General features: G+C 63.2%; 15 protein-coding genes. 10 read left to right on the forward strand and 5 right to left on the reverse strand.

The genetic code is table 11. From position 1 onward, the window contains the following. Window positions 1–41: 41 nt before the first annotated feature. The 6 genes from PQI23_RS08765 (at window position 42) to PQI23_RS08790 (ending at window position 9,692) form a co-directional block, all read left to right on the forward strand. Window positions 42–2,987, forward strand: a complete 2,946-nt coding sequence (locus PQI23_RS08765; RefSeq protein ID WP_339973627.1) for a cell wall-binding repeat-containing protein — start codon at window positions 42–44, stop codon at window positions 2,985–2,987. A gap of 245 nt (window positions 2,988–3,232) precedes the next feature. After that, a complete protein-coding gene (locus PQI23_RS08770) occupies window positions 3,233–4,192 on the forward strand; it encodes a glycosyltransferase (protein ID WP_339973629.1) in 960 nt (319 codons plus the stop codon). 159 nt (window positions 4,193–4,351) lie between these two features. Next, window positions 4,352–5,464 carry a DegT/DnrJ/EryC1/StrS family aminotransferase gene (locus PQI23_RS08775; protein WP_339973631.1) on the forward strand — a complete coding sequence of 371 codons (1,113 nt, stop codon included), beginning with the start codon at window positions 4,352–4,354 and terminating at the stop codon, window positions 5,462–5,464. 19 nt (window positions 5,465–5,483) lie between these two features. Further along, window positions 5,484–6,689, forward strand: coding sequence for a glycosyltransferase (locus PQI23_RS08780; protein WP_339973633.1), 1,206 nt, complete (start codon window positions 5,484–5,486; stop codon window positions 6,687–6,689). Between the two features lie 82 nt (window positions 6,690–6,771). Then, window positions 6,772–8,550, forward strand: a complete 1,779-nt coding sequence (locus tag PQI23_RS08785; protein WP_339973635.1) for an ABC transporter ATP-binding protein — start codon at window positions 6,772–6,774, stop codon at window positions 8,548–8,550. Beyond that, window positions 8,547–9,692, forward strand: a complete 1,146-nt coding sequence (locus PQI23_RS08790; protein WP_339973637.1) for a glycosyltransferase — start codon at window positions 8,547–8,549, stop codon at window positions 9,690–9,692. The genes PQI23_RS08785 and PQI23_RS08790 overlap by 4 nt, the downstream gene beginning before the upstream one ends. 115 nt (window positions 9,693–9,807) lie before the next feature. On the opposite strand, the gene wecB is transcribed toward PQI23_RS08790, so the two are convergent. Continuing rightward, the gene (gene wecB / locus PQI23_RS08795; RefSeq protein ID WP_339973639.1) at window positions 9,808–10,884 is read right to left on the reverse strand and encodes a non-hydrolyzing UDP-N-acetylglucosamine 2-epimerase; all 1,077 of its coding nucleotides are present in this window, start codon (window positions 10,882–10,884) and stop codon (window positions 9,808–9,810) included. An 86-nt stretch (window positions 10,885–10,970) separates the two neighbouring features. Between wecB and PQI23_RS08800 the strand changes: the two genes are divergently transcribed. From PQI23_RS08800 to PQI23_RS08810, 3 genes are all read left to right on the forward strand, one after another. Next, window positions 10,971–12,134 carry a glycosyltransferase family protein gene (locus PQI23_RS08800; RefSeq protein WP_339973641.1) on the forward strand — a complete coding sequence of 388 codons (1,164 nt, stop codon included), beginning with the start codon at window positions 10,971–10,973 and terminating at the stop codon, window positions 12,132–12,134. Between the two features lie 82 nt (window positions 12,135–12,216). Then, window positions 12,217–13,329 carry a glycosyltransferase gene (locus tag PQI23_RS08805; protein ID WP_339973644.1) on the forward strand — a complete coding sequence of 371 codons (1,113 nt, stop codon included), beginning with the start codon at window positions 12,217–12,219 and terminating at the stop codon, window positions 13,327–13,329. Between the two features lie 4 nt (window positions 13,330–13,333). Continuing rightward, on the forward strand, window positions 13,334–14,623 hold the full coding sequence (locus PQI23_RS08810; protein WP_339973646.1) for a nucleotide sugar dehydrogenase: 1,290 nt from the start codon (window positions 13,334–13,336) through the stop codon (window positions 14,621–14,623). Between the two features lie 71 nt (window positions 14,624–14,694). Here the strand turns inward: PQI23_RS08810 and PQI23_RS08815 are convergent, their stop codons facing one another. The 3 genes from PQI23_RS08815 to PQI23_RS08825 form a co-directional block, all read right to left on the reverse strand. After that, the gene (locus PQI23_RS08815; protein ID WP_339973648.1) at window positions 14,695–17,691 is read right to left on the reverse strand and encodes a cell wall-binding repeat-containing protein; all 2,997 of its coding nucleotides are present in this window, start codon (window positions 17,689–17,691) and stop codon (window positions 14,695–14,697) included. 270 nt (window positions 17,692–17,961) lie between these two features. Beyond that, window positions 17,962–18,951: a glycosyltransferase family 2 protein gene (locus tag PQI23_RS08820; RefSeq protein ID WP_339973650.1), complete on the reverse strand. Its 990-nt coding sequence runs from the start codon at window positions 18,949–18,951 to the stop codon at window positions 17,962–17,964. Then, window positions 18,948–20,783 (reverse strand): DUF6752 domain-containing protein, encoded by a 1,836-nt coding sequence (locus PQI23_RS08825; RefSeq protein ID WP_339973652.1) that lies wholly within the window; start codon window positions 20,781–20,783, stop codon window positions 18,948–18,950. The genes PQI23_RS08820 and PQI23_RS08825 overlap by 4 nt, the downstream gene beginning before the upstream one ends. Before the next feature lie 132 nt (window positions 20,784–20,915). Here PQI23_RS08825 and glf point away from each other — a divergent pair, with 132 nt between their 5' ends. Then, window positions 20,916–22,055 (forward strand): UDP-galactopyranose mutase, encoded by a 1,140-nt coding sequence (gene glf / locus PQI23_RS08830; RefSeq protein WP_339973655.1) that lies wholly within the window; start codon window positions 20,916–20,918, stop codon window positions 22,053–22,055. Window positions 22,056–22,122: 67 nt separating this feature from the next. Here the strand turns inward: glf and nhaA are convergent, their stop codons facing one another. Further along, window positions 22,123–23,463 carry a Na+/H+ antiporter NhaA gene (gene nhaA, locus PQI23_RS08835; protein ID WP_339973657.1) on the reverse strand — a complete coding sequence of 447 codons (1,341 nt, stop codon included), beginning with the start codon at window positions 23,461–23,463 and terminating at the stop codon, window positions 22,123–22,125. Window positions 23,464–23,480 lie beyond the last annotated feature (17 nt).

Here is a 23,480-nt window from a genome sequence, read left to right on the forward strand (position 1 = left end):
AGGGTAAGTCGAAGCTCAGGCTTCACAATTGGGGAGTCTGCGTGCATTCGAGCAGCAACAGGAGGGGCGGTCTGCGAGCCGCCGTGATGGGGGCCTTCGCCGCAATCGTGATGTCCGTGACGATGCTCGTGCCCGGGTTGGGCGCGAGCCCCGCGCAGGCGGCGAACATCACGGACGGGTTCAATCCGGGGAATATCGTCTCCGACGCGAACTTCTACGACGGTCGCGCGCTCGACGCCGGCCAGATCCAGACCTTCCTCAATCAGCGGGTGCCTCGCTGCACGATCGGGGATCCCGGCCGCGAAGCGGGTATGAAGTGGGGCGAGACGAAGATCGCCTCGAAGTGCCTGCGCAACTTCTCGATGTCGACTCAGAGCCGACCCTCCAACGCGTACTGCGCCGCGTATCAGGGACGGAGCGGCGAGAGCGCCGCGCAGATCATCGCCAAAGTGGGCCAGGCCTGCGGCATCAGCCAGCGCGTGCTGCTCATCATGCTCGAGAAGGAGCAGAGCCTCGTCACGGACACTTGGCCGACCGTTCGGCAGTTCGACGTCGCGATGGGGTACGCGTGCCCCGACTCCGGCCCGGGCAACAGCGCGAACTGCGACCCCACGCAGACAGGGTTCTTCCAGCAGGTCTACCGCGCCGCATGGCAGCTGAAGGTGTACCGCGCCAACCCGAACAGCTACAACTACAAGCCGTTCCAGAACAACCGAATCCAGTGGCACCCGAACGCGGGCTGCGGGGCCTCGACCGTCTACATCTCGAACTGGGCGACCGCAGCGCTCTACATCTACACGCCGTACCGCCCGAATCAGGCCGCGCTCAATGCCGGCTGGGGCACGGGCGACGCATGCTCGAGCTACGGCAACCGCAACTTCTACAACTTCTACAAGTCCTGGTTCGGCAGCCCTCATCTTGCGTACCCCGTAGATGGTAGCATCCTCAGCTACTGGCAGGATAACCGTGCATGGCTCGGCAATCCCAAGGCCGCAGCAGTTTCAAATAGTGCCAACGGTGGAGGTCGTACCCAGCAATTCTCTGGGGGCATTGTTTTCGAGCCTAAAGCAGGGCAAGTGTCCGCAATGCAAAGGACAAGCCCTATTTATGTAACCTACTCGAAGGCCGGGGGCATTGGGGGCGCTTGGGGATGGCCTACAGCACCGGCCGTGAACCAAGGAACGTCGGGCAACAACACGATGCGCTTCCAAGGAGGTATTGCGGCGGAGGCCAAAGGCTACGGTGTTTACCTGGTGCCAACAAAAATTCAGACTCTTTGGGAAAAAGAGGGGGGATTCGGTGGGAAGATTGGGTTCCCAGTTGCGAACGCACTCGCGGGCGTCGGAGGTGCGGTTTCACAGAGCTTTAGATCAGGCGAACTCGTTTACAGCTCGAGTGGCGGTGCACTGAAGGTTGACCCCGACTTTCTCACGGCTTGGCGTGCTCTCGGCCCGGGCGGCGGATCCATCGGGGTGCCGATTGGATCGCCGGTAAGCACCAACGCGAATGGCGGCGGCAAGACATACCCGATGTTGCGCGGAACGATGTACCGAAGCTCTGCCGGAGTCTATGCGATCGGAACGGGGCCTTTCGGAGACGCCTACCGCTCCGCTGGAGGACCGAGCGGATCTTATGGATGGCCCATCTCATCTGCCGAATGTGGCCTCCACGAGAGTGGTTGTGCCATGGCTTTCCAGAACGGAATAGGTCTTTGGAGTAGCGCCTCCGGCATGGTGAAGCTGACCCCGGAAACCTATGACGCATGGAAAAGGCATAGCTCTAAGCTCGGATATGCGAAAGAAGCAGCCGCGGCGGTAGGAGCGGGGCCCAACGCCGGGAAGATACATCGATTCGCCAGTGGCGACGTATACCAGTCAGCGTCAGGAGCTTTCGCCCTTCCTGACGGCCCATTGCGAGATGCTTATCGGTCAGCTGGTGGACAACTCGGAGCATGGGGCTGGCCTGAGAGTGACCTAACCTGTGCTCAGGATGGGTCGAGATGTGTCATGTCCTTTGCCGAGGGTGTGGCAAGCGTGACCTCAGATGGTGCTCCGACTTTCGTACAGGATCTCGAAAAATTCCCGAAACAGCGTCTGAGTGGATCAGACCGCTTTGCAACGGCGGTTGAAGTAGCGAAGAGTGCATATCCCGCTACTGCTGGAACGGTAATCATCGCAAATGGATTGGATTACCCCGACGCACTGAGCGCTGGGGCACTGGGTGCAAAATGGAAAGCGCCACTACTTCTGACTACCCAAGCGAGTTTGCCGGAGGTCACTCGAACCGAGGTCGCACGCTTGCGGCCGGAACGCATCGTGATTGCTGGCGGTCCGGGAGTTGTCAGCAACAATGTGATGAGGCAGTTGAGTCAGCTCGCTCCGCGCGTCGATCGCATTTCTGGAGCAGACCGTTACGAGACTTCCCTGGCCCTCGCCCGGGCGGGATGGGCCGATGGGACTTCTTCTGGCGCGTTCATAGCTACAGGGACCGAGTTTGCAGACGCCCTCTCAGCAGGCGCTGCAGCTGGTGCTTCGGGTGCCCCAGTTTTGCTCGTTCCCGGCGCAGCAAGTGCATTGCCAAGTGCGATGCAGTCCGAACTGAAGCGACTTGGGGTGAAGAATGTCCACATCGCAGGCGGAACGGGTGCTGTTTCGGTAGGCATCGAACGCTCAGTTGGGCAGGATCATACTGTCAGGCGGTTCGCTGGTAAGGACCGTTATGACACCTCAGCGCTTATCGCCAATGCCTTTTTCGAAGAAGGGGAGAGCAACCCGTACTGGGTCAGCGGCCTAGACTTCGCTGATGCGCTGGCGGGGAATGCGATTTCCGGATCGCAGCGCTCACCATTGCTGCTGTCGAGAGCGACCTGTGTGCCGTTGAGCGTTTATGAAGCTACAGCGCTAATCGCACGAGATAAGATCCTGGTCCTGGGAGGTTCTGGGGTGCTTACAAATGACGTAATTATGGCGAATAGATGTGCTCTATGAACCTTGCCGGTCGACGGCATAAGCGAGAAGTTCGTGTGCGCAGGGGGTCGCTGCTCGGCATAATTCGTTCATGGGCCTGGAGTATTCTTGCGTTGCGGCAGCTTAAGAAAGACGGCGTGGCGTTTCCTGATTCCGCTCCAACCGAACGTGCAGGGGATCGGGTTCTTTTCGGCCCAGTGAACAGTGCCGGTCAGGGATATCTTTGGGCTCGAGCCCTGGAGCGGGCTCGGCCTGGGCTCTTGCCGATGAACTTGAAGGTTTCGTCTTCATCTGACCGTTACGGCTATCCCGCAGATCTTACAGTTGCCAGCGGATATGCTGCACATTCTCGCAAGTGGCAGAAAAATCAGCTGTCGGCACTCGAAAGTTATAGGGCCGTCCTTGTTGAGTCCGCATCGCTCGTCCTAGGAGGAGCATATGGGGCAGATTGCTTCACGCAGATCGAAGCTCTTCGACGGAAAGGCGTGAAGGTCGGGCTTATTTTCCACGGGAGTGACCTCCGGGATCCAGACTTTCATCTTGGGTCAGAACCGGACTCATATTTTGGTGTCGATGATGACTTCACGGACTCGATGCGAAGGAAGTCTCAAAGCAGTAAGGAACTGATTTCCAGAACGAGGTTGCCGGTATTCGTATCAACTCCGGACTTACTTCGAGAAACGGTCAACGCACGATTGTTGCCGGTGGTGGTGGATCCGGAGGCTTGGGCTACAAAGGAATCGCCTCTTACGAAAACTCGTCGTCCTCGTGTAGTTCACGCGCCGTCGAGCTCGCACATTAAAGGTACCGACCTCATCGAGGGCACGATGCAGCGGTTGAACGATAGCGGAGTGATTGAATATCGCCGAATCTCTGGACTTAGCCACAGCGAGATGCGTGAAATTTACCGTGAGGCCGACATTGTTCTCGACCAATTTCGCGGAGGGCCGTACGGAGTGGCTGCATGTGAAGCGCTTGCAGCGGGTCGGATTGTCGTTTCGCACGTCCCCTCGTGGGTACGAGAGTTGACTCGCGAGTTGGCCGGCCGAGAACTTCCCATCATCCAATCGACTGCAGCCGAACTTGAGCGTACTATCACTGAGATTCTGGCTCGTCCCGGCGTTGCAATCGAGAAGGCAGAGCAAGGTCCTGAATTTGTGAGGCATTGGCATGACGGTCGTGAAAGCGGCAGAGTACTGTCAGAGTGGCTCGACTCCGCTCACTGAATGTCACAGTCTGGCCGAACCATCGCAGGTGAATTCGTCACCAGAACTACGCTCATTGGCTTAATCGCACGGTGGCTCAGTTGCTCAGCTGAATCGACTATTCTGAAGAAGACTGTGCCGGTATTGGCTGGTGCACTGTGTGGGAGGTCGAGAATAATCATGGCATCTAGTTTCATTCCTCCGGCCAAGCCGATCATCGGCCAGGAGGAGCGTGAGGCAGTCGATCGCGTGCTCCGCTCCGGCATGATCGCGCAGGGGCCCGAGGTGACCGCCTTCGAGCAGGAGTTCGGCGCGCACTTCGCCGATGGTCGCGAGACCGTCGCCGTCAACTCGGGCACGAGTGGTCAGCATCTCGGCTTGCTCGCCGCGGGCGTGGGCCCGGGTGATGAAGTCATCGTCCCGTCATTTACCTTCGCGGCGACCGGCAACTCCGTTGCGCTGACCGGTGCTACCCCCGTCTTCGTCGACATCGAGCCCGAGTTCTTCACGCTCGATCCCGAGGCCGTGCGCGCGGCCATCACGCCCCGCACCAAGGGCATCATGCCGGTGCACCTGTATGGCCACCCGTTCCTCGTCGATCAGATCGAGGCGATTGCGCGGGAGCACGGCCTCGCGATCTACGAGGACGCCGCTCAGGCCCACGGCGCGAGCTGGAACGGGCGGCAGGTGGGAACCATCGGTGACTTCGCCATGTTCAGCCTCTACCCGACGAAGAACATGACGTCGGGCGAGGGAGGGATGGTCACCTGCGCTTCCGAGGCCATCGCCCGTAACGTTCGGCTGCTTAGGAATCAGGGCATGGAGACGCAGTACGCCAACGAGGTCATCGGTTTCAATGCGCGCATGACCGATGTGCACGCCGCCATCGGCCGCGTGCAGCTCACCAAGGTCGACGCGTGGACCGCGCAGCGCCAGAGCAATGCCGCGGCGCTGAACGCGGGGCTCGCGGGCGTCGCCGGCGTGCAGACTCCGAAGGTTCACGAGAACGCGATCCACGTGTATCACCAGTACACCGTGCGACTCGATGCCGGCGAGCGCGACCGCATCCGCGAGGCGCTGAATCAGGAGCACAACGTCGGATCGGGCGTCTACTACCCGATCCCGAACCACCGCCTGCCCTCGCTCGAGAAGTACGCGCCCGGGCTCGATCTGCCCGAGACGGAGCGCGCCGCTGCCGAGGTGCTGTCGCTTCCGGTACACCCGTCCTTGAGCGAGAGCGATCTCGAACGCATCATCGCCGCGGTGACGGCAGTCGCCGGGGCGGGCGCGTGATACCGGAGGCCGCGTCAGCTTGAGGATCGCAATCGCAAGCCGCATCTTCGAGCCGGAGCCGAGTGCGGCCTCGTTCCGCCTGGCCGCTCTGGCGCGCGCGCTCGTCGAGAACGGGCACGAGGTCGAGATACTCACGGTGCGTCCTCCCGCTCGACTTCGCAAGGCGAGTGATTCGGGCCGTGGATATCGGGTCAAGCGCTTCCCTGTGCTTCGCGACTCGAGCGGATACGTGCGTGGATATCTGCCGTACCTGAGCTTCGACGTTCCACTGTTCTTCAGACTGCTCCTGGGGCGGAGGCGTGATCTCATCGTCTCCGAACCGCCTCCCACGACGGGGTTCTTCGTACGGTTGGCGGCGGCGTTCCTTCGCACTCCGTATGCCTACTACGCCGCAGACATCTGGTCCGACGCCGCGTCGCAGACCGACGCTCCCGCCTGGATGGTGCGAACCGTTCGCGCACTCGAATCCTTCGCTCTGAGGGGTGCGCGTTCGGTACTCTCCGTCTCCGACGGAGTGACGCGCCGCCTCTCCGAATTCTCCGTCGCCGACGTCTCGACCATCGGCAACGGCGTCGACGCAGCGCGCTTCTCAGAGGCGCTGACCCTTGCTCAAGCGGAGACGGAGGATCTGCGCGAGCGGAATGACGAGTTCGTGTACGCGGGAACGGCCTCCGAGTGGCACGGTGCGAATGTCTTCGTCGAAGCCCTGCCAGCCGTGCTGCGAGCTCTACCGCGAGCCCGGTTGCGATTCATCGGCGGAGGTTCCGAACGCGAGGCTCTGGAACGCCGCGCGCGGGAGCTTGGGGTGGAGGGCGCGGTCGCGTTCGAGCCCGTGCTGAGCGCCGAGCTCATCGCTCCGGTACTTGCCGGCGCGACCGCGGCCATCGCTAGCGTGCAGCCTGGAGCGGGCTACGATTTTGCATTCCCGACCAAACTCTACAGTGCGGCCGTGTGCGGCGCTCCGCTCATCTACGCCGGTATTGGCCCGGCGGAGAATTTCGTGAGGACTCCCGTCGACGGCCTTCCGCTCGGGACCGCCGTGGCGCACGATCCGACGGAGGTTGCGGCGGCAATGGTGTCGGCTGCGCGTTTACTCGCCGATGTGGAGCCGGAGGCCCAGTGGAGGCGTCGACGGAGGGTCTCGCGGTGGGCCACCGAGAACGTCGGCCTTCAGGCGGTCGCGGCTCGCGCGGTCGCGGTGCTCACCAAAGCGGTCCGCCCGTGAGCGGGCATACGAAGACGAAGCCGAGCTGGAGCGACGCTGAGCTCTGCTTGCGAATCAGCGCGGCGATGAAGGAGACCGAACGATGAAACAGTTGTGGCGAACGTTAGTCGAGCTGTTTGACGTGCTGCCGAAGGGCGCGAAGCCCTTCTACATCGGGTACTCGATCCTCACGGGAGCGCTCGCCATCCTCGATACGCTGGCACTCGCTCTCATCGTCGCCGTAGTGACCCCGGTGGCGAGCGGCGAGCCGATATCCCTACCGATCATCGGAACGATTCCCACGGAAGCGACAGTGTGGATCGTGCTGGTGATCTGCGTTCTCTTCTTGCTGAAGAGTGTGCTCGCGATCATTTTGCATTGGTTCGCGACCCGACGCTTCGCCAAGTATGAGCTCGAAGTCGGGGGCGCACTCTTCCGCGCTTATACGCATTCGAGCTGGGAGAAGCGCTCGCAGATCAGCACGGCCGAAGTCACACGAATCGTCGATAGCTCGATGGCGAATGCGAACATGGGCTTCATCCTCCCGCTTTCGCAGGTACCCGGCAACGTGCTCACCTTCATATCAGTGCTGACGGTACTGGTTGTCGCCCAGCCGAGCACCGCGCTGATCGCGTTAATCTATCTTCTGGCGTTCTCCGCGCTGATGCTCCTGGTGATCTCGCGGCGCGCTCGGAAAGCGGGGCAGAATAACCGGAAGTACGCGTATCGAGTAGCCACGATCATGACTGAGATGGTGGACGCGCTCAAGGAAGTGGCGCTGCGCGGTAAGCTCGACGAAATCGGCCAAGTGGTTTCCGATAATCGTCGCATCGCCACGCGCGCTCGGGCGAACATCTCCTTCCTCGGAATCGTTCCGAAGTACGCCTTCGAGAGCGCGCTCATCGGGGGATTCGTGGTGATCGGCGGCAGCGCCTACCTCATGGGCGGGATGGCGGCCGCGATGACGTCTGTTGCGCTCTTCGCGGCGACGGGCTTCCGGATGATCCCTGCTATGACAACGGTGCAGTCGGCGTTCACTACAGCCGGCGCGAACGAAGTCTATGCACGCGACGTCATTCGAGAACTCGCTGCGTCGACGAGCGAGGACGTGCTCTCCGCACAGTCCGAGGATCGCGCGGCGCTTCCCGCGGTGGCTCGAGCGGTTGAACTTCGAGATGTCGGTTTCCGCTATCCGAATGCGGAGAAGAACGTTCTCGATGGATTGACGCTCACGATACCGTTCGGGAGCAGCCTCGCGATCGTAGGACCATCGGGAGCCGGGAAGTCCACGTTGATTGACATCCTGCTCGGACTCAGCCTGCCGACGGCGGGCGAGCTCCTGGTGGACGGGGTGCCGATCGCGGACGTGATGAAGCAGTGGCGCTCTCAAGTCGGCTACGTGCCGCAGCGGGTGGCGCTATTCGATGCCTCGATCGCGCAGAACGTGGCTCTGACTTGGCGCGACGATTACGACCCAGACAAGGTGCGTTCAGCGCTCGAGCGCGCGCATCTCGGAGAGTTGGCGCTCAGGGGTCGCGGCATCGAAGAGCACATCGGTGAGCGCGGCACATCGATTTCGGGTGGTCAGCAGCAGCGACTGGGCATCGCGAGAGCCTTGTACTCGCACCCGCGGGTGATGGTGATGGATGAGGCAACGAGCTCGCTGGACACGGCCACAGAGAACAGAGTGACCGAGTCGATGCGTGATCTGAAGGGCGAAGTCACGTTCGTCACGGTTGCGCACCGCCTCGCGACTATTCGCGATTACGACCAGGTCTGCTACCTGGACAAGGGCAGAATCCTCGGACGCGGCTCGTTCGAGGAAGTCGTTGCACAAGTGCCCGAGTTTCGACTTCAGGCAGAATTGGCGGGGTTGCTATGACTGTGAAACCGAACATGTTGATCCTGTCGTTCTCGAGAATCGAATCGGACGCGCGGATCTTGAAGCAGATTCGGCTGTTCGCCGACGACTTCGCGATCACCACGTGCGGCTACGGTGCCCGGCCCGAGGGCACGGTCGCGCACGTCGAAGTGGATTCCGCCGAGCCACGTCTCGTCGTGCTCCTCCGAGCGGCGTTCATTCGGCTCCATCTCTTCGCCCTTGCCTATCGGATCACACCGGCGGTGCGACAGGCGAAGCGGGGTCTCCGAAAGCGCGACTTCGATGTCGTTCTTGCAAACGACCTCGACACCGTCGGCGTAGCGCTCTCGGTAGCACCGCAGAACCGCGTGCATGTTGATCTGCATGAGTATTGGCCCGGACGTGAAGATCAGAATCCAGCGTGGGTGAAGGTTCGGCTGCCCTACTATCTCTGGCAGCTTCGCCGGAAAGCGACGCGAGCGCGCTCAGTGACGACCGTCAGCTCGACGATTGCAGCTCGGTATGCAGAAGAATTCGATATCGAAGCTGGTGTGGTGACAAACGCGAGCCCGGCTCGCGACTTCTCTCCAACGGAAGTCGCCGAGCCGCTGCGGGTCGTCCATTCGGGTGCGAGCCTTGCGAGTCGGCGTGTGGAGAACATCATGCGAGGTGTCGCGCAGGCGCGCAATGGCGCAACGCTCGACCTGTTCCTGGTCGGGGAGGGAACGCCGTACCATGACGGCCTCCGTGCGCTTGCGAAGGAACTTGGCCCGCGAATCACTGTGCTCCCGCCCGTCCCGCAGGAAGATCTCCTCGACACACTGAATCGTTACGACGTCGGCATTCACGTGCTGCCGCCCACCAATACGAATAACGCACTCGCATTGCCGAACAAGTTCTTCGATTATGTTCAGGCGCGTCTCGCCTTGCTCATCGGTCCGACCGCATCCATGGTCGACCTGCTCCAGGAACATGAACTCGGCGTCGTGACGGACGGGTTTACTCCTGCCGAGATCTCCGCCGCCGTGGAAGACTTGGACTTGGACAAAGTGCGGATATTCAAAGCGAACGCGGAGGCAGCCGCCGAGAGGCTCTCATCCGAGTATCAGAATGTGGGATGGGCGGACGCCATATACGCCATCACCTCGACGGGGAAGAACTGAACCGGAAGACCTGAGAACGTGACGCTGTGAGACGATGGTCTGGCTCGCTACTACGGGCCCTATTTCCACCGCGACGAGGCGAGAGATTCGTCGTGTCGTCTTCTGCCCTGAGCTGCTACGGCATTCGGCCAAGATGTCTTTCGATCGCATCGATCGCTTTTCGAGCGGCCGAGCCGTCACCGTACGGCGCCGCATTAGTTGACTGAGGAGTCGGACGCGTCAGTGCTTCCCTGATTTCCGACGACGTGTTCGCGAGCACGTTCCAGCCGAGTTCGACAGTTTCCACCCACTCTGTCTCACGACGCACCGTCGTGCACGGAACCCGCAACAGGAACGCCTCCTTCTGCAGGCCCCCGGAATCAGTGACAACGCCAGCGCTTGAGAGCACTGCCGCGATAAGCTCAGGATAGGAGAGCGGATCACGCGCTATCAGTGCTCCGGAGCTGAGTTCTATACCGTGAGCCGAAGCTTTGGCTCGCACCCGCGGATGCGCAAGGAGAACCACGGGTCGATCCGCCGCAGCGAGCGCATCGACGATCTCGCGCAGTCGCTCGGGGTCATCGGTGTTCTCCGCGCGATGAATCGTCGCGACGTAGTAACCGGCTGGAGCGTCAATCCCGGCGAGGGGGTGAGCCGATCCCGACGCTTGCACGGCATCTCTGACCTGGAGCAGCACGTCGGTCATCACATCGCCCACGAGCTCGGAACGCGTCTCTAGGCCCTCATCTGCGAGGTGCTGCATCGCCACTTCAGTCGGAGCGAGGCAAAGATCCGCGGCGTGGTCGGTCAGAACGCGATTGTGCTCCTCCGGCATCGCCCGGTTGAACGAGCGCAAGCCCGCCTCGAGGTGCGCGACCGGAAAATGCAATTTGACCGCACTGACGGCTGCCGCAAGGGTGGAATTCGTGTCTCCATACACGAGCACGCAGTCTGGTGTGAAGTTCTCCAGCACCTTGTCCATACTCGCAAGCATCGATCCGGTCTGAGCGCCGTGCGAGCCGGATCCCACGCCGAGATGAGCGTCGGGCTCTGGAATGCCGAGATCGCGGAAGAACACGTCCGACAACATGGGGTCGTAGTGCTGCCCGGTGTGCACGATCACGTGCTCGTGACCGGCTGCGGTCAGAGCGTTTGCGATAGGCGCGAGCTTGACGAATTGGGGCCGAGCCCCGACTACGCTCATGATTTTCACTCGACCATTCTACGGGTGAGCCTCGTGAATCCCGGGCAGGAGCACCAGCCACCATAGGTCGGGCGTGCGATAGTCTTGCGACCGCGATGGCGGAATGCGACCTGCGCCGTGACACGCTTTACATCGAAGGAGGCGACTTGCCCGAGAAGCCGGTAATGATTTTCCACGTCGCGTATCGGCTGAATCCCGAAGCCAAGAGCGCGAGCGGGATCCGCCCGGTGAAGATGCGCCGTGCCTTTGAGGAAATCGGGTACCGCGTCATCGAGATCTCGGGCCGTCATCCGGAACGCCGTGAGCAGATCAAGCGCGTACGCGAGCAAATCGAGCGAGGCCTGCACGTCGATTTCGTCTACTCCGAGTCAGCAACGGCTCCTACAGGCCTCGGGGAGCCGGTCACCCCCGCAACGAGTCTGAGTCGGGATATCCGCTTCTTGCAGTTCTGTCGCCGTTCGGGAATCCCGGTCGGTCTGTTCTATCGCGACATCTACTGGAACTTCCCCATTTACAGCCAGCTCGTGCGGTGGCCGTTGTCGGCAATCTTGCGCACGTTGCATCGACGCGACTTGCGCGCCTACCGACGAGCCGGAATCGACATCTACCTTCCCTCGATGGAAATGAGCAAATGGGTGCCGATCATCGACCGCGCTCGCTTCCGCGAGCTGCCTCCCGGGTGCGAGGTACGTGATACGGCACCATCCGAGAGCGACGGTGAGGCGAGCACCGCGGCACTCCGGCTTCTCTACGTCGGAGGGCTCAACGACAATTACCGCATGCATCAGAGCGTGCGCGCGATCGCCGGTAGGCCCGGGGTCGAACTCACGATTTGCACCCGCGAAGCGGAGTGGAAGCAGCGCGAACCCGAGTATCGCGAGCTCATGGCGCCGAATATTCGAGTAGTGCACCGCAGTGGGGACGAACTTCACGAACTCTACGATGAAGCGAACGCCTGCCTCCTCGCCGTCGAGCCGATCGTGTACTGGACGTTCGCTGTCCCGGTGAAGCTCTTCGAATACCTCGGCAATGGCAAGCCGGTGATCGCTTCCTCAGGGAGCTATTCAGGTCGTTTCGTGCGAGATCAGAGTGTGGGCTGGACCGTCGGATACGGCGACGATGAATTCGGTGAAACGCTCGACCGCCTCGTTGCGCGCCCGGAGGAGCTGGAAGCGGTCACCGAATGGGTGCGAGAGGTCCGCCATCGACATACATGGGTTGCCCGAGCGCAGCAGGTTGTGACCGACCTCGCTCGATGAGGCGCTCGAAGACCGCAGTCTTCGGTGAACCGAAAGGCACTCGGCGTGGGCCCGCCTGAGGTTCAGGTCCTAGGCTAGGTGTATGCGCGTTCTGGTCGTCACACCCTGGTTTCCGTCATCGGCCTCACCGGGATCGGGCGTATTCAACCTGCGCGACGCGCAGCTTATCGCGGCCGACCACGAGGTGACTGTCCTGCACTTGATCCACCCGCGATTGCTCTCTGAAAAGGAACGCGCAGTCGACGCCGTAGAACTTGGTGAGCTGCGGGTGGTACGCGTTCCCTTCAGCATTGAGCGTCCCTCGACAATCATCCCTGCAGCACGAATGATCCGCCGGATGGCGACCGACGCAGACGTTCTGCACTCAATGGCCTTCCCTGCTCTGCTGCCCGTGAGCTTGTCGAGGGTCGGCAGGCGAAAGCCGTGGTTGCACACCGAGCACTACTCGCAACTCGTGACACCGCCTGCTTCTACTCGAACAGCCGTGAGTCTGGCGGTGTTGAAACCCCTGTTCAAGCGCCCGCTGCGAACGATAGCGGTAAGTCGAGCCCTCGCGGACGTGATCGATCGGCATCGACGCACACCGACGATGGTGATCGGGAATGAAGTCATCATGCCCAGTGAGCCATTGAGGCCGCGTCCGTCTACGGTTTCCGATGGCACTGCTGTGAAGCTTGTCGGAGTGGGGTCGCTCATCGAGCGCAAGGGGCCCGTCATAGCGGTTCGCACGATGGTCGAGTTGCGATCGCGCGGCGTGGATGCGAGCCTCACCTGGGTCGGCGACGGCCCGCTCGCCGAGCAGATGCGCGAGCAGGCGCAGAAGGCCGGAGTGATCGAGAGCCTGCACTTGCGGGGCCATCTCACTCCCGAGGAGCTGTCACACGAGTTAGTCCGGTCGGACCTCTTTCTTCTTCCCGTCGAGACGGAAACCTTCGGGGTCGCCATGGCAGAGGCGCTCGCACATGGTCTGCCTGTCGTCGCCACCGGCACCGGCGGTCACACCGAGTTTCTTCCGAATGAGGCTTCACGCCTGGTGCAACGGCGCGATTCCGGTCCGCTGGCGGATGCGGTGCAGAACATATGCGCCGACCCCGATACCTGGAATCCTGCAGAGATCAGCGCTTACGCTGCAACGCGTTTCTCTCCTAGCGCACGTGCCACGGCGTATGGAGAAGCGTATAGCGGGCTAGACTGATCCCGTGAAAATTGCAGTCGTTGCCACCGGAAAGATCGGGCTCCCGCTCGCCACGCAGTACGCCTCGATGGGGCACGAGGTCGTGGGGGTCGACGTCAACCAGGCTCTCGTCGACTGCATCAACCGCGGAGAAGAGCCGTTCCCCGGCGAGGCGGGTCTCGCGGAGAAGCTCGCAGAGCAGGTTCCCGCGGGCAAGCTGCGCGCGACCAGCGATTACGCCGACGCGATTCCCGGGGCGGACGCGGTCGTGCTCGTCGTGCCGCTGCTCGTCGATGAGGAGACGTGGGAGCCCGACTTCAAGTGGATGGATGCGGCGACTCGCTCGCTCGCCGAGCATCTGACCCCCGGCACCCTCGTCTCCTACGAGACGACTCTGCCGGTCGGCACGACGCGCGGCCGCTGGAAGCCGCTCATCGAGGAGGTCTCGGGCCTCTCCGAAGGCACCGACTTCCACCTCGTGTTCTCGCCGGAGCGCGTGCTCACCGGCCGCGTCTACGCCGACCTCAAGAAGTACCCGAAGCTCGTCGGCGGTCTGAACGAGGCCGGCACTCGGAAGGCGATCGAGTTCTACGAGTCGGTGCTCACGTTCGATGAGCGCGACGATCTGCCCCGCCCGAACGGGGTTTGGGACATGGGTACGGCCGAGGCTGCTGAGATGGCGAAGCTTGCGGAGACGACGTACCGCGATGTGAACATCGGACTCGCCAACCAGTTCGCCCGCTTCGCCGATACCGCCGGCATCGATGTGTACAAGGTGATCGAGGCGTGCAATTCGCAGCCGTTCAGCCATATCCACCGCCCCGGCATCGCCGTCGGCGGCCACTGCATCCCGGTGTACCCGCGCCTGTACCTGTCGACCGACCCCGACGCCGACATCGTGCGCACCGCCCGCAACTACAACGCGACCATGCCGTCATACGTGGTGGATCGCGTGCAGCAGACCATCGGCGACCTCTCGGGGCAGCGCGTCGTCGTGCTCGGCGCAGCGTACCGCGGCGGCGTGAAGGAGACCGCGGTCTCCGGCGTCTTCCCGACGGTCGAAGAGCTCACGAATCGCGGTGCCGTCGTGACCGTGCACGACCCGCTCTTCTCGGACGAGGAGCTGGCGGCCTACGGGTTCACGGCGCACGCGATCGGCGATCCGGTGGACGTCGCGATCCTGCAGGCCGACCACGCCGATTACCTGACGCTCGGGCCCGCCGACTTCCCGGAGATCAAGCTGTTCGCCGACGGCCGCAACGCCACCGACCCCGCGAAGTGGACCGGCGTGCCGCGCATCGTCATCGGCGCTTAAGGTCGGCACAAGGCAGCCTTGAGGGCTCGGGGGCATGATGTCCCCAAGCCCTGCTTTGCCTTCGAACTCGGCTAACGGATGTCAGCGACGGCCTGTTCTATTCGCGGGCCTAGTACGCCCCAACCTCCGACGAGGGTGATTTGTTGGGTTCCTCTCCCGTTTTGCAGAGCCGATGTTGTCTGCGGCGTCAATGTTGCGGAGCGCGCAAGAAGAAGTGGTGCCTCGCCTTGCCCTGCGAGAACACCAGCTGTGAGTCCGTCGGGAAAGTCCAAGCCGGGCGCTATATACGCTCGGGTCGTACGCTCAAAGTAGCGAGACGCGATCTGCCTCGCAGTGTCGAAGCGATCGGTGCCGAGAACCGCATGAGTCGGATTGAGGCCTGCTGCGCGCATGGACGACACTGCGGGCCCTCCTAACGCATGGGCGGAGCGGGCGGCGATAAATGACTTTGCCGTGCTCGCTTTGGCATTGTCGTCATACAGCACAATTGAACGGCTATCTTTAATCGCCGCGGGCACGGCGGAAATGGCGTCCGCGAAATCCTGGCCTGTCGTTACGAAGACATCGCGCTTCTTCCCACCGAGCTCGGACTCAAGTCGTTTGGCGACAGCGACGGAAGTCTCGTAACGATTGGCGCCCTGCGGACGGTTCTCGTCGAGTGCGACCCCGGTTGGCAGTTGCCCGGAGACGGACTCGGGAATCGCCCCAGTGCCTCCGACGGGCACCGCCTTGGAAGCGCCAAGCCGGTCAATCTCTGCGACGGTTTCGGGCGTGAGTTTGCCTCCCGGTTGGACAAGCAGAATCGGAGCGTCGAGTGCGGCGGCAAGAGGTCCCGCGGAAAGCGCGTCCGCGAAGTCGTCGCCCCGTGCGAGCACTACGGTGTCCGCACGGGCATAGGTTTGTCGAGAGACCGCGACGGCAGTTGCGTAACGGTTGACACCTTCGACGCGCGACGGTACGCGAGGCGTTCCCTGAGCCGCGACTCCCGTCACACCGTTTGCACCGGCTGAGACGAATGCGATGCGCTGAACGGCTTGTGGCGCTTCCATAAGTGAGACGAAGGACGGAACGATACTAGAACCGAAATTCCGAATGTTTGTGAGTGTAGCTCCGAAGCGCGTAACTCCGACTTGCTTGATGGATGACGAGAGATGTATAGCAAGATAATTGTTCGACCCGCGCATCCAACGGATTGGCCCGTCCACTTGCTGCTGCCAGAGCACCGCGCCAGTGTCTGGATCGAGGCCCAGAAGCCAGCCGCGCGCGCCGGTCGCCGGGTCGGCTGCGACTACGAGCTGCTGACCTGACTCGTCGTCGACAAGGTGGACTCCATTAACCTTTGCGACATTGACGGGAAGCATCGTGCTCCACACGGTCGTGCCTGTCACCGGATCTCCTGTACCGCGCCATCGAACGATTTTGGCGCGTTCTCCTGGGAGAGCCGGCTGAGCTTCTCCGATTGTAGAGGTGCCGAGGAAGAGTTCGCCGTCGACGGGATGAATCACCGAAACTTGGTGGCGTCCAACAGGAGAGGTGTATACCTGCGGTTCGGAATCCGGCTGCGGAGAGACGAGGCTCAGGCCGCCGCCGTACTGCCCATACGCAGGCCCAGTCGCAACTGCAAGCTTTTGTAAAGTTGGATTGTAGGTGATTGCGGTAGGACGCATCTGACCGTGCCCAAGCGCCGCTACTTTGTTTACCTTAAGCGAGGAATCGAGTTCATACACGGTAGCTGAGGGGTACATCGCTGAATACAACTTGTCACCGACGACGACTTGGGCCTTTGGCTCTCCCGGTACGCGAATTTGTTGCATCGACGGATCGTGGTGGACCTGGTATCGCCAGTGCCCACCGACTAGTAGCCGATCACCGAACTCGATCACACCTTGAGGGATGGTGTCGCGCAGTTCTTGGCTGAGTGGGACGAGGTTACGTCGCGGGAGGACTTTGCTGGTCAGAGGGTCGAAGGTCCACGCCTCGCTCGTACCTGTCACGCCACGGATCATTCCTTCGACCACCTGCAGCGAGCGAGTCTCGCTTCCGGGTTCGGGCGTACCATGAGCGACTGGAGTCGATGCCGGGTCGGTGAGATCGAGCGAGTATAGCCTTGCGTCCGGCCGAACGGTAAACCATGCTTGCGCACTGGACGGGTCAATCGTGATTCGATCCACGGTGTTGCCATCGAGGAAATGGACCCGTTGCTGAGCGGGAAGAGGAGTAGCTCCCGGAGTAGAACCCACAAAGACGGAAGCGCTGGCCTCGGAGCCGATGACGACGATCGGCGCCTCACCTTTCGACGGGTCTATTGCAGCAGCAGAATATGCGAGGGAACGTCCATCAAAAGCTCGCGTGGCTTCCGGCCAACTGCTCAGGCGTTGCGAGGATCGGTCAAGTCTCCAAACCGCAGCCGGGGTTCCTAGGCCAATGGTGAGACCCGCAGCATCGGTCGCGAGCGTGCGTACATAGCGAAGGGTCTTCCAGGCATCGGCGGGTGTGTAATCGATCGCAGTTCCCGTTGCGAGGTTTACTCGGAACAGCTTAGCTCCGGCCTTGTGATAAGTGCCGACCCAAAACCAGCGGCCGTTTCCGGGAGTCGAGAGCACGGTGTCCTCTACGACGCTCATGACCATCGACGACCTTGGGAGATCTACTGATGATGTGAAACTGGCAGTCTTAGTGTTGAAGCCGAGAAGTCGGGTCGAGGGATGACTCGAGGGCGCGTTAGTGCCAACAGCGAGCGTGGTACCGCTGAGCGCCAGATCCCAAGACCCGGTGCCGAACGGGAGATCCTTCGCGATCGTGGCAGCTTCGGGGGACGGCGGCGCACTGTACAATCGTGCTGGAGACGCCGAGCGGGTCGCAGCGTAGCTATATCCGGAAACGGGGTCGACGATAGCTGCGGTCACGGCGTCTGTTCTAACCGGAATGTCGGAGAGCGCCAGACTTGCATCGCTTTTCAGGGGAGCTGCGTCCGATGGCTCAATCATTCCCTCGAGCAACGGATCACCAATAGGTGCTTCGCCTTCTCCAGGGCGATCGGGTGTGGCCAGGACGTCTTCTTGCTCCATAGGAGCCTGCAGAGGTTCGACTTCACCGTCTACAGCTAAGGCGGGGGATATAACACCGATGAGCATCGCGAGAGCTGCGAGTAACGCGCCGATGCTCGTTAGGCGGACGGAACGACGCGCGGAAATGTGAGCGGATGACACCAAGAATTCTCCAAGCGCACCCGCTCCGACCGGGCGTCGGCACGATGATGCTACGAGGATCCTAGGCGACGACCAATCATAATTTCAAACGTGGACGCTCGCAGCATTCGTATTCGGAATTCGAACAGCTCAGCGCCGGTAGCGCGGGTCGTTCGGGAAGCGCGGCTTCGGGTCGAACGAACGAGCAGCCTTCAACGCGCGGAACATGCGCTTGCGCACCGGCTTCGCGACGTTGCCCTCGCGCATCTCGAGGAAGAGGCGTCGGTAGTACATGAGGTACGACACGCGCCCCTCGCGGCGCAACCGGTACGAGGCCTGGTTGCGGGCGCCCTTCTCGAATTTCCAGACGTTGCTCTCGTCGATGAAGCGGTAGTTCACGCCGGCGTTCACGCCCATGTCGTGCACCACCTCGCTGTCGAGCGCGATGATGCCCGGGCCGTACGCGTGGGTGAGCCGCTTCGTGTACTCCTTGTCGTCGAACCAGATGAAGTACTCGCCGAGGGGGAGGCCCTGCTCTTCGATGGCCCAGCGCGGTACCAGCACCGAGACGAAGGTGCACTCGACGACGAGCAGCGACTTCACGCCGGCGAGGTAGGCGCGGGGCCAGTCCCAGGTGGTGATCGGATTGTTCATCTCGCACAGGGAGCCGTCGATGTACTTCACGATCGAGCAGGCGAAGGGCACCTCGCGTCCCAGCGCGCGAGACGACGCATCGCGCTGATCGAGCAGCGTCGACAGGGCATCGGGGTCGGGGTAGCAGTCGTCGTCCATGATCCAGACGTAATCGGCCCCGAGATTGACCCCGTGTGCCATGCCGTGCTCGAAGCCGCCGGCTCCACCCAGGTTCTCGTCGAGGTGCAGCACCACGAGCTTCGGGTCGTCGAGCCCGTCGAGGTACTCCTTCGTGCCGTCCGTCGAAGCGTTGTTGACGACGACGATCCAGTCGCACTCGTGCGCTTGAGCCCCCACCGTGGCGAGCGTCTGCGGCAGCTTCGCCAAACGGTTGAAGGTCACGATGACCGCGGCGACGCGGGCGCGCTCGCCGTCTGCGGAGAGCGCAGCGCCGACGATGGGCACCGGGTGCGTGTCGGGATGGACCTCGGTTTCGGATTCGGTCATGCTTCGGCCTTCGGTGTGTCGCTGGGTGCTGGTTCGGGGGTCGTGGCGGAGCTCGCAGCGCCACCGCGCGAATCGTCGTTCGACGCCGGCGTGAGGCGCTGTTCGGCGAGGTCGAGCAGCTCCGCGACACGGAGACTGTCGCGCCGGTACTCGTCGAGCTCGTTCTCGAGCTCGCGAACGCGCTCGGTGAGCGCTTCGAGCTGCGCGCGCGCACCGGCGGGGCGAGCGCGCATGACGAGCCGCTTCAGTCGTTGCTTCATCGAGGTCTCCTTGCGAGTGGGCGGGGGAGTTCCGAGGGTGAATCTCACGCCGTAGGGGCGTCGTTGCTGCTCGTTCGGGTGGGGGTCGATCGGCTCCACCTCGATTTCGAGGCCGTACGCGCGCGCTTCTCGCGCGAGATCGATCGTACTCAGGTGCCAAGTTGTGGGATCGCCGAACGAGACGTCCGCGGCGTGCTCTCGATACGCGGTCGCGACCGCGGTGCCGCCCGAATGCAGCGCCATGCGGATGAGCCGCAGCGTATTGGCGCGCGCGATGTGCCCCACCTGCTCGAGGAGGTGGTTCGCGACGATGTCGACCGGCCCCGTGATGCCGAGCCGTCGGAAGACGTCGAGGGAGAGGGTGCGGTACAGATTCACGTGCGCGGTCTCGAAGCCGGAGTCGTCGAGCGCGTTCGAGCGTGTGCGGGCCGCGGCGAGCGCGCTCGCGGAGTAATCGGCCGCGACGATGCGGGTCGCCGCTGCCGCGGACTCGCTCCGCAGACGCGCGGCAAGGGCACCGCTTCCGGTGCCGAGTTCCAGCAGCACCGGGGCGCGCAGAGACTCGCGCTGCTTCAGAATCCACTCCGCTCCCGAGCGCCACTGCGCATCGGGATCCGGGTTCCCATCGTCCGTGTAGAACTCGTTCCAGAAATCCCGCTTGAAGTGGTACGAGCCGAACCAGCTCTGGAATCGGCGCGACGTGCTGCGGGGCGTGCCGAGATGGTACCCGGGAATCGGGGTGCGCCAGTTCTCGTCGTAGTTGATGACGAGCCAGGCTTCGGGGTCTGCAGGGGCCGGGAAAGGGCGGCCCGCGATCTGCACGGTGCCGAACGGGAGCATCTGATCTTCCCGCAGCGGTCCGCGCACGTGGAACGGCTGGTTCATGTTCCCGTCGTCGGTGAAGAAGGCGGTGAACACGTCGACGTAGTGATCCACCGACCCCGCTGCGTTGCGGAAGTAGAGCTGCATGTGCGTGGCGCTGTGACGCACGAGCTCGTACCCGAGCTGCTGCAGGCGATGCCCCACGGCGAAGCCCTCGCGCGCGACATCGGCGGGGTTGCGCAGCTCCGACAGGTAGGCGACGTCGGCGTCGTCGTCGTGGGGCAGCAGCGCGCCCTCGCGCACGCCCCCGAGCAGGGTGCCCCCGACGACGAAGGGCCGCAGCCCCATCTCGGCGAGATGCGCGATGATCTCCTCGGTGCGATCGAGGATCCGCTCCTGCACGCCGGCGTTCCCCGCTCCGAGCGTCTTCCCCAGGCGACCCCACTTGTTGATCGAGAGCGGAATGCCCTCGGCGTCGACCACTCGGGTGGGATGCGGATCCTCGGTGAAGGCGACGCGCGATCGTCCGAGCTCCTCCCCGTCGCCCGACCGCCGCAGCACGACCTCGGAGAACCCGGTGAGGTGCGGGTGGAGTGCCGGGGGCCAGGGGAGCGCCCGGGTCGGGGCCTCGTCGCGATCCCGCAGATCGATCGACCACACCCGGTGCTCGCCGAAGTGCACGTCGACCGACCGAACGTCCTCGGTGAGGTCGGGCAGGGTGAGACCCTGCGGTGTCGCGGTGAAGGGCATGGGCGGAAGTGCTGCTCGTTTCTGCGCCGTTCATCTGACGCTCGCTGAAAGTTTACGCGCTTGCCGGGCGGGTCGCGCGCGAGCCCGGCACGGCGCAGGGAAGCGGCCGGCCCCGCCGGTATGCTCGATGCCATGGATCTTCTCGTCGTCGGATCAGGTTTCTTCGGGCTCACCATCGCCGAGCGCGCCGCGAGCGCGGGCAAGCGGGTCGTGGTCATCGACCGCCGCTCGCACATCGGCGGCAACGCCTACTCGGAGGCGGAGCCGGAGACCGGCATCGAGGTGCACCGGTACGGCGCGCACCTCTTCCACACCTCCAATGAGACGGTGTGGGAGTACGTCAACCGCTTCACCACCTTCACGAACTACGTGCACAAGGTGTACTCGAACTTCAAGGACGAGGTGTACCCGCTGCCGATCAACCTCGGCACGATCAACCAGTTCTTCCGCTCCGCCTACGGGCCGCAGCAGGCGCGCGAGCTCATCGCCGAGCAGGCGGAGGAGTTCGACACGAAGTCGGCTCAGAACCTCGAGGAGAAGGGCATCTCGCTCATCGGGCGCCCGCTCTACGAGGCGTTCATCCGCGACTACACCGCGAAGCAGTGGCAGACGCCGACCACCGATCTGCCGGCCGAGATCATCAGCCGCCTGCCGGTGCGGTACACCTACGACAACCGCTACTTCAACGACACCCACGAGGGGCTGCCCACCGACGGGTACACGGCGTGGCTCGAGCGGATGGCCGATCACCCGAACATCGAGGTGCGCCTCGACACCGACTTCTTCGACGAGAGCCAGCCGCTCAACAAGCGCGCCGTCGTCGGCACGGTGCCGATCGTCTACACGGGCCCCGTCGACCGCTACTTCGACTACGCCGAGGGCGAGCTCGGCTGGCGCACGCTCGACTTCGAGCAGGAGGTGCTGCCGGTCGGCGACTTCCAGGGCACGAGCGTCATGAACTACGCCGGAGCCGACGTGCCGTACACGCGCATCCACGAGTTCCGCCACTTCCACCCCGAGCGCGAGTATCCGAGCGACAAGACCGTCATCATGCGCGAGTACTCGCGCTTCGCGACGCGCGACGATGAGCCGTACTACCCGGTCAACACCCCCGAGGATCGGGATCGCCTGCTCAAGTACCGCCAGCTCACCGAGGGCGAGAACGGCGTGCTCTTCGGCGGGCGCCTCGGCACCTACCAGTACCTCGACATGCACATGGCCATCGGGTCGGCGCTGTCGATGTACAACAACAAGCTCGCCGACCTGCTGTAGGCCCGCCTGGGGCAGTGAGCCCGGGGCCGTGAGACCGGGGCGGTGGGAACGGGCTGGTGAGCCGGGCTCACGCTTCCGGCGCGCTGCCCTGATACACGTCGGGCACCCCGTCGCGATCCGCGTCGATGCGATCCCGACGCTGCACGCGGCCGTAGTGCCGGTTGCGGAGGCCGAGCAGGATCGCCGCGAGTGCTGCGGCGATCACCGATGCCGCGAGAATCGCGACCTTCGCGGTGTCGTGCGCCGTGGTGCCCGCAGCGAAGCTGAGTTCGGCGACGAGCAGTGACACCGTGAAGCCGATGCCCGCGAGGAAGCCGACGCCGACGATGTCGACCCAGCGCAGCGCCGGGTCGAGCCGGGTGCGCGTCGCCTTCGTGATCAGCCAGGTGGCGAGCACGATGCCGACCGGTTTGCCGAGCACCAGGGCTGCCACGATGCCGAAGGTGACGGGATTCGTCACCGCCGCCTGCAGGCCCTCCCAGCCGCCCACGGAGACTCCCGCCGCGAAGAACGCGAAGATCGGGACGGCGAAGCCCGCCGAGATCGGGCGGAACCGGTGCTCGAACCCTTCGGCGAGCCCGGGGGAGGAGCGCTGCTCATCGCGCCGAGCGTGCAGCACCGGAATGGTGAAGCCGAGCAGCACGCCCGCGATCGTCGCGTGGATGCCCGACGCGTGCATGAAGGCCCAGGCGGTGACGCCGATCGGCAGCAGCACGACCCAGGCGGCGAGCGGCCGCGTGCTGAAGAATCGCCGGAAGACTTGCGCGATCGCTCCGTAGACCGCGATCGAGAGCAGGGCCAGCAGGAGCGGTGTCACGGCGATGCTGTCCGTGTAGAAGATCGCGATGATGCTGATCGCGAGCAGATCGTCGACGACGGCGAGCGTCAGCAGGAAGATGCGGAGCGCCGCAGGCAGCTTCGACCCGATGATCGCGAGCACGGCGACCGCGAAGGCGATATCCGTCGCCGTCGGTATCGCCCAGCCGACGCGGAGCTCGGGGTTCGACCAGACGATCGCCGCGTAGATGCCGGCGGGTACGAGCACCCCGCCGACGGCGGCGGCGATGGGCACCATGGCCGTGCGCACGTGCTTCAGGTCGCCCGCGACGAACTCCCGCTTCAGCTCGAGGCCGACGAGGAAGAAGAAGATCGCGAGCAGCCCGTCAGCGGCCCAGGCGCCGAGGCTGAGTCGCAGATGCCACGGCTCGTACCCGATCTCGAAGTCGCGCAGCGCGAAGTACGTATCGGCGGCGGGCGAGTTCGCCCAGACGATCGCGATGACGGCAGCGCAGACGAGCAGGATGCCGCCGACGGCCTCTTTGCGCAGGATCGTGCTGATCCTGCGAGCTTCGGAGAAGGTTCCATAGCGCGGAACGTTCTGATCGTGTGTACGGGGTGTGGATGCCACAGCGTCTCCCAGGTGTC

Origin of the sequence: Leucobacter sp. USCH14 (assembly GCF_037619215.1) — a bacterium.
In the GTDB taxonomy this organism is placed as follows: domain Bacteria; phylum Actinomycetota; class Actinomycetes; order Actinomycetales; family Microbacteriaceae; genus Leucobacter.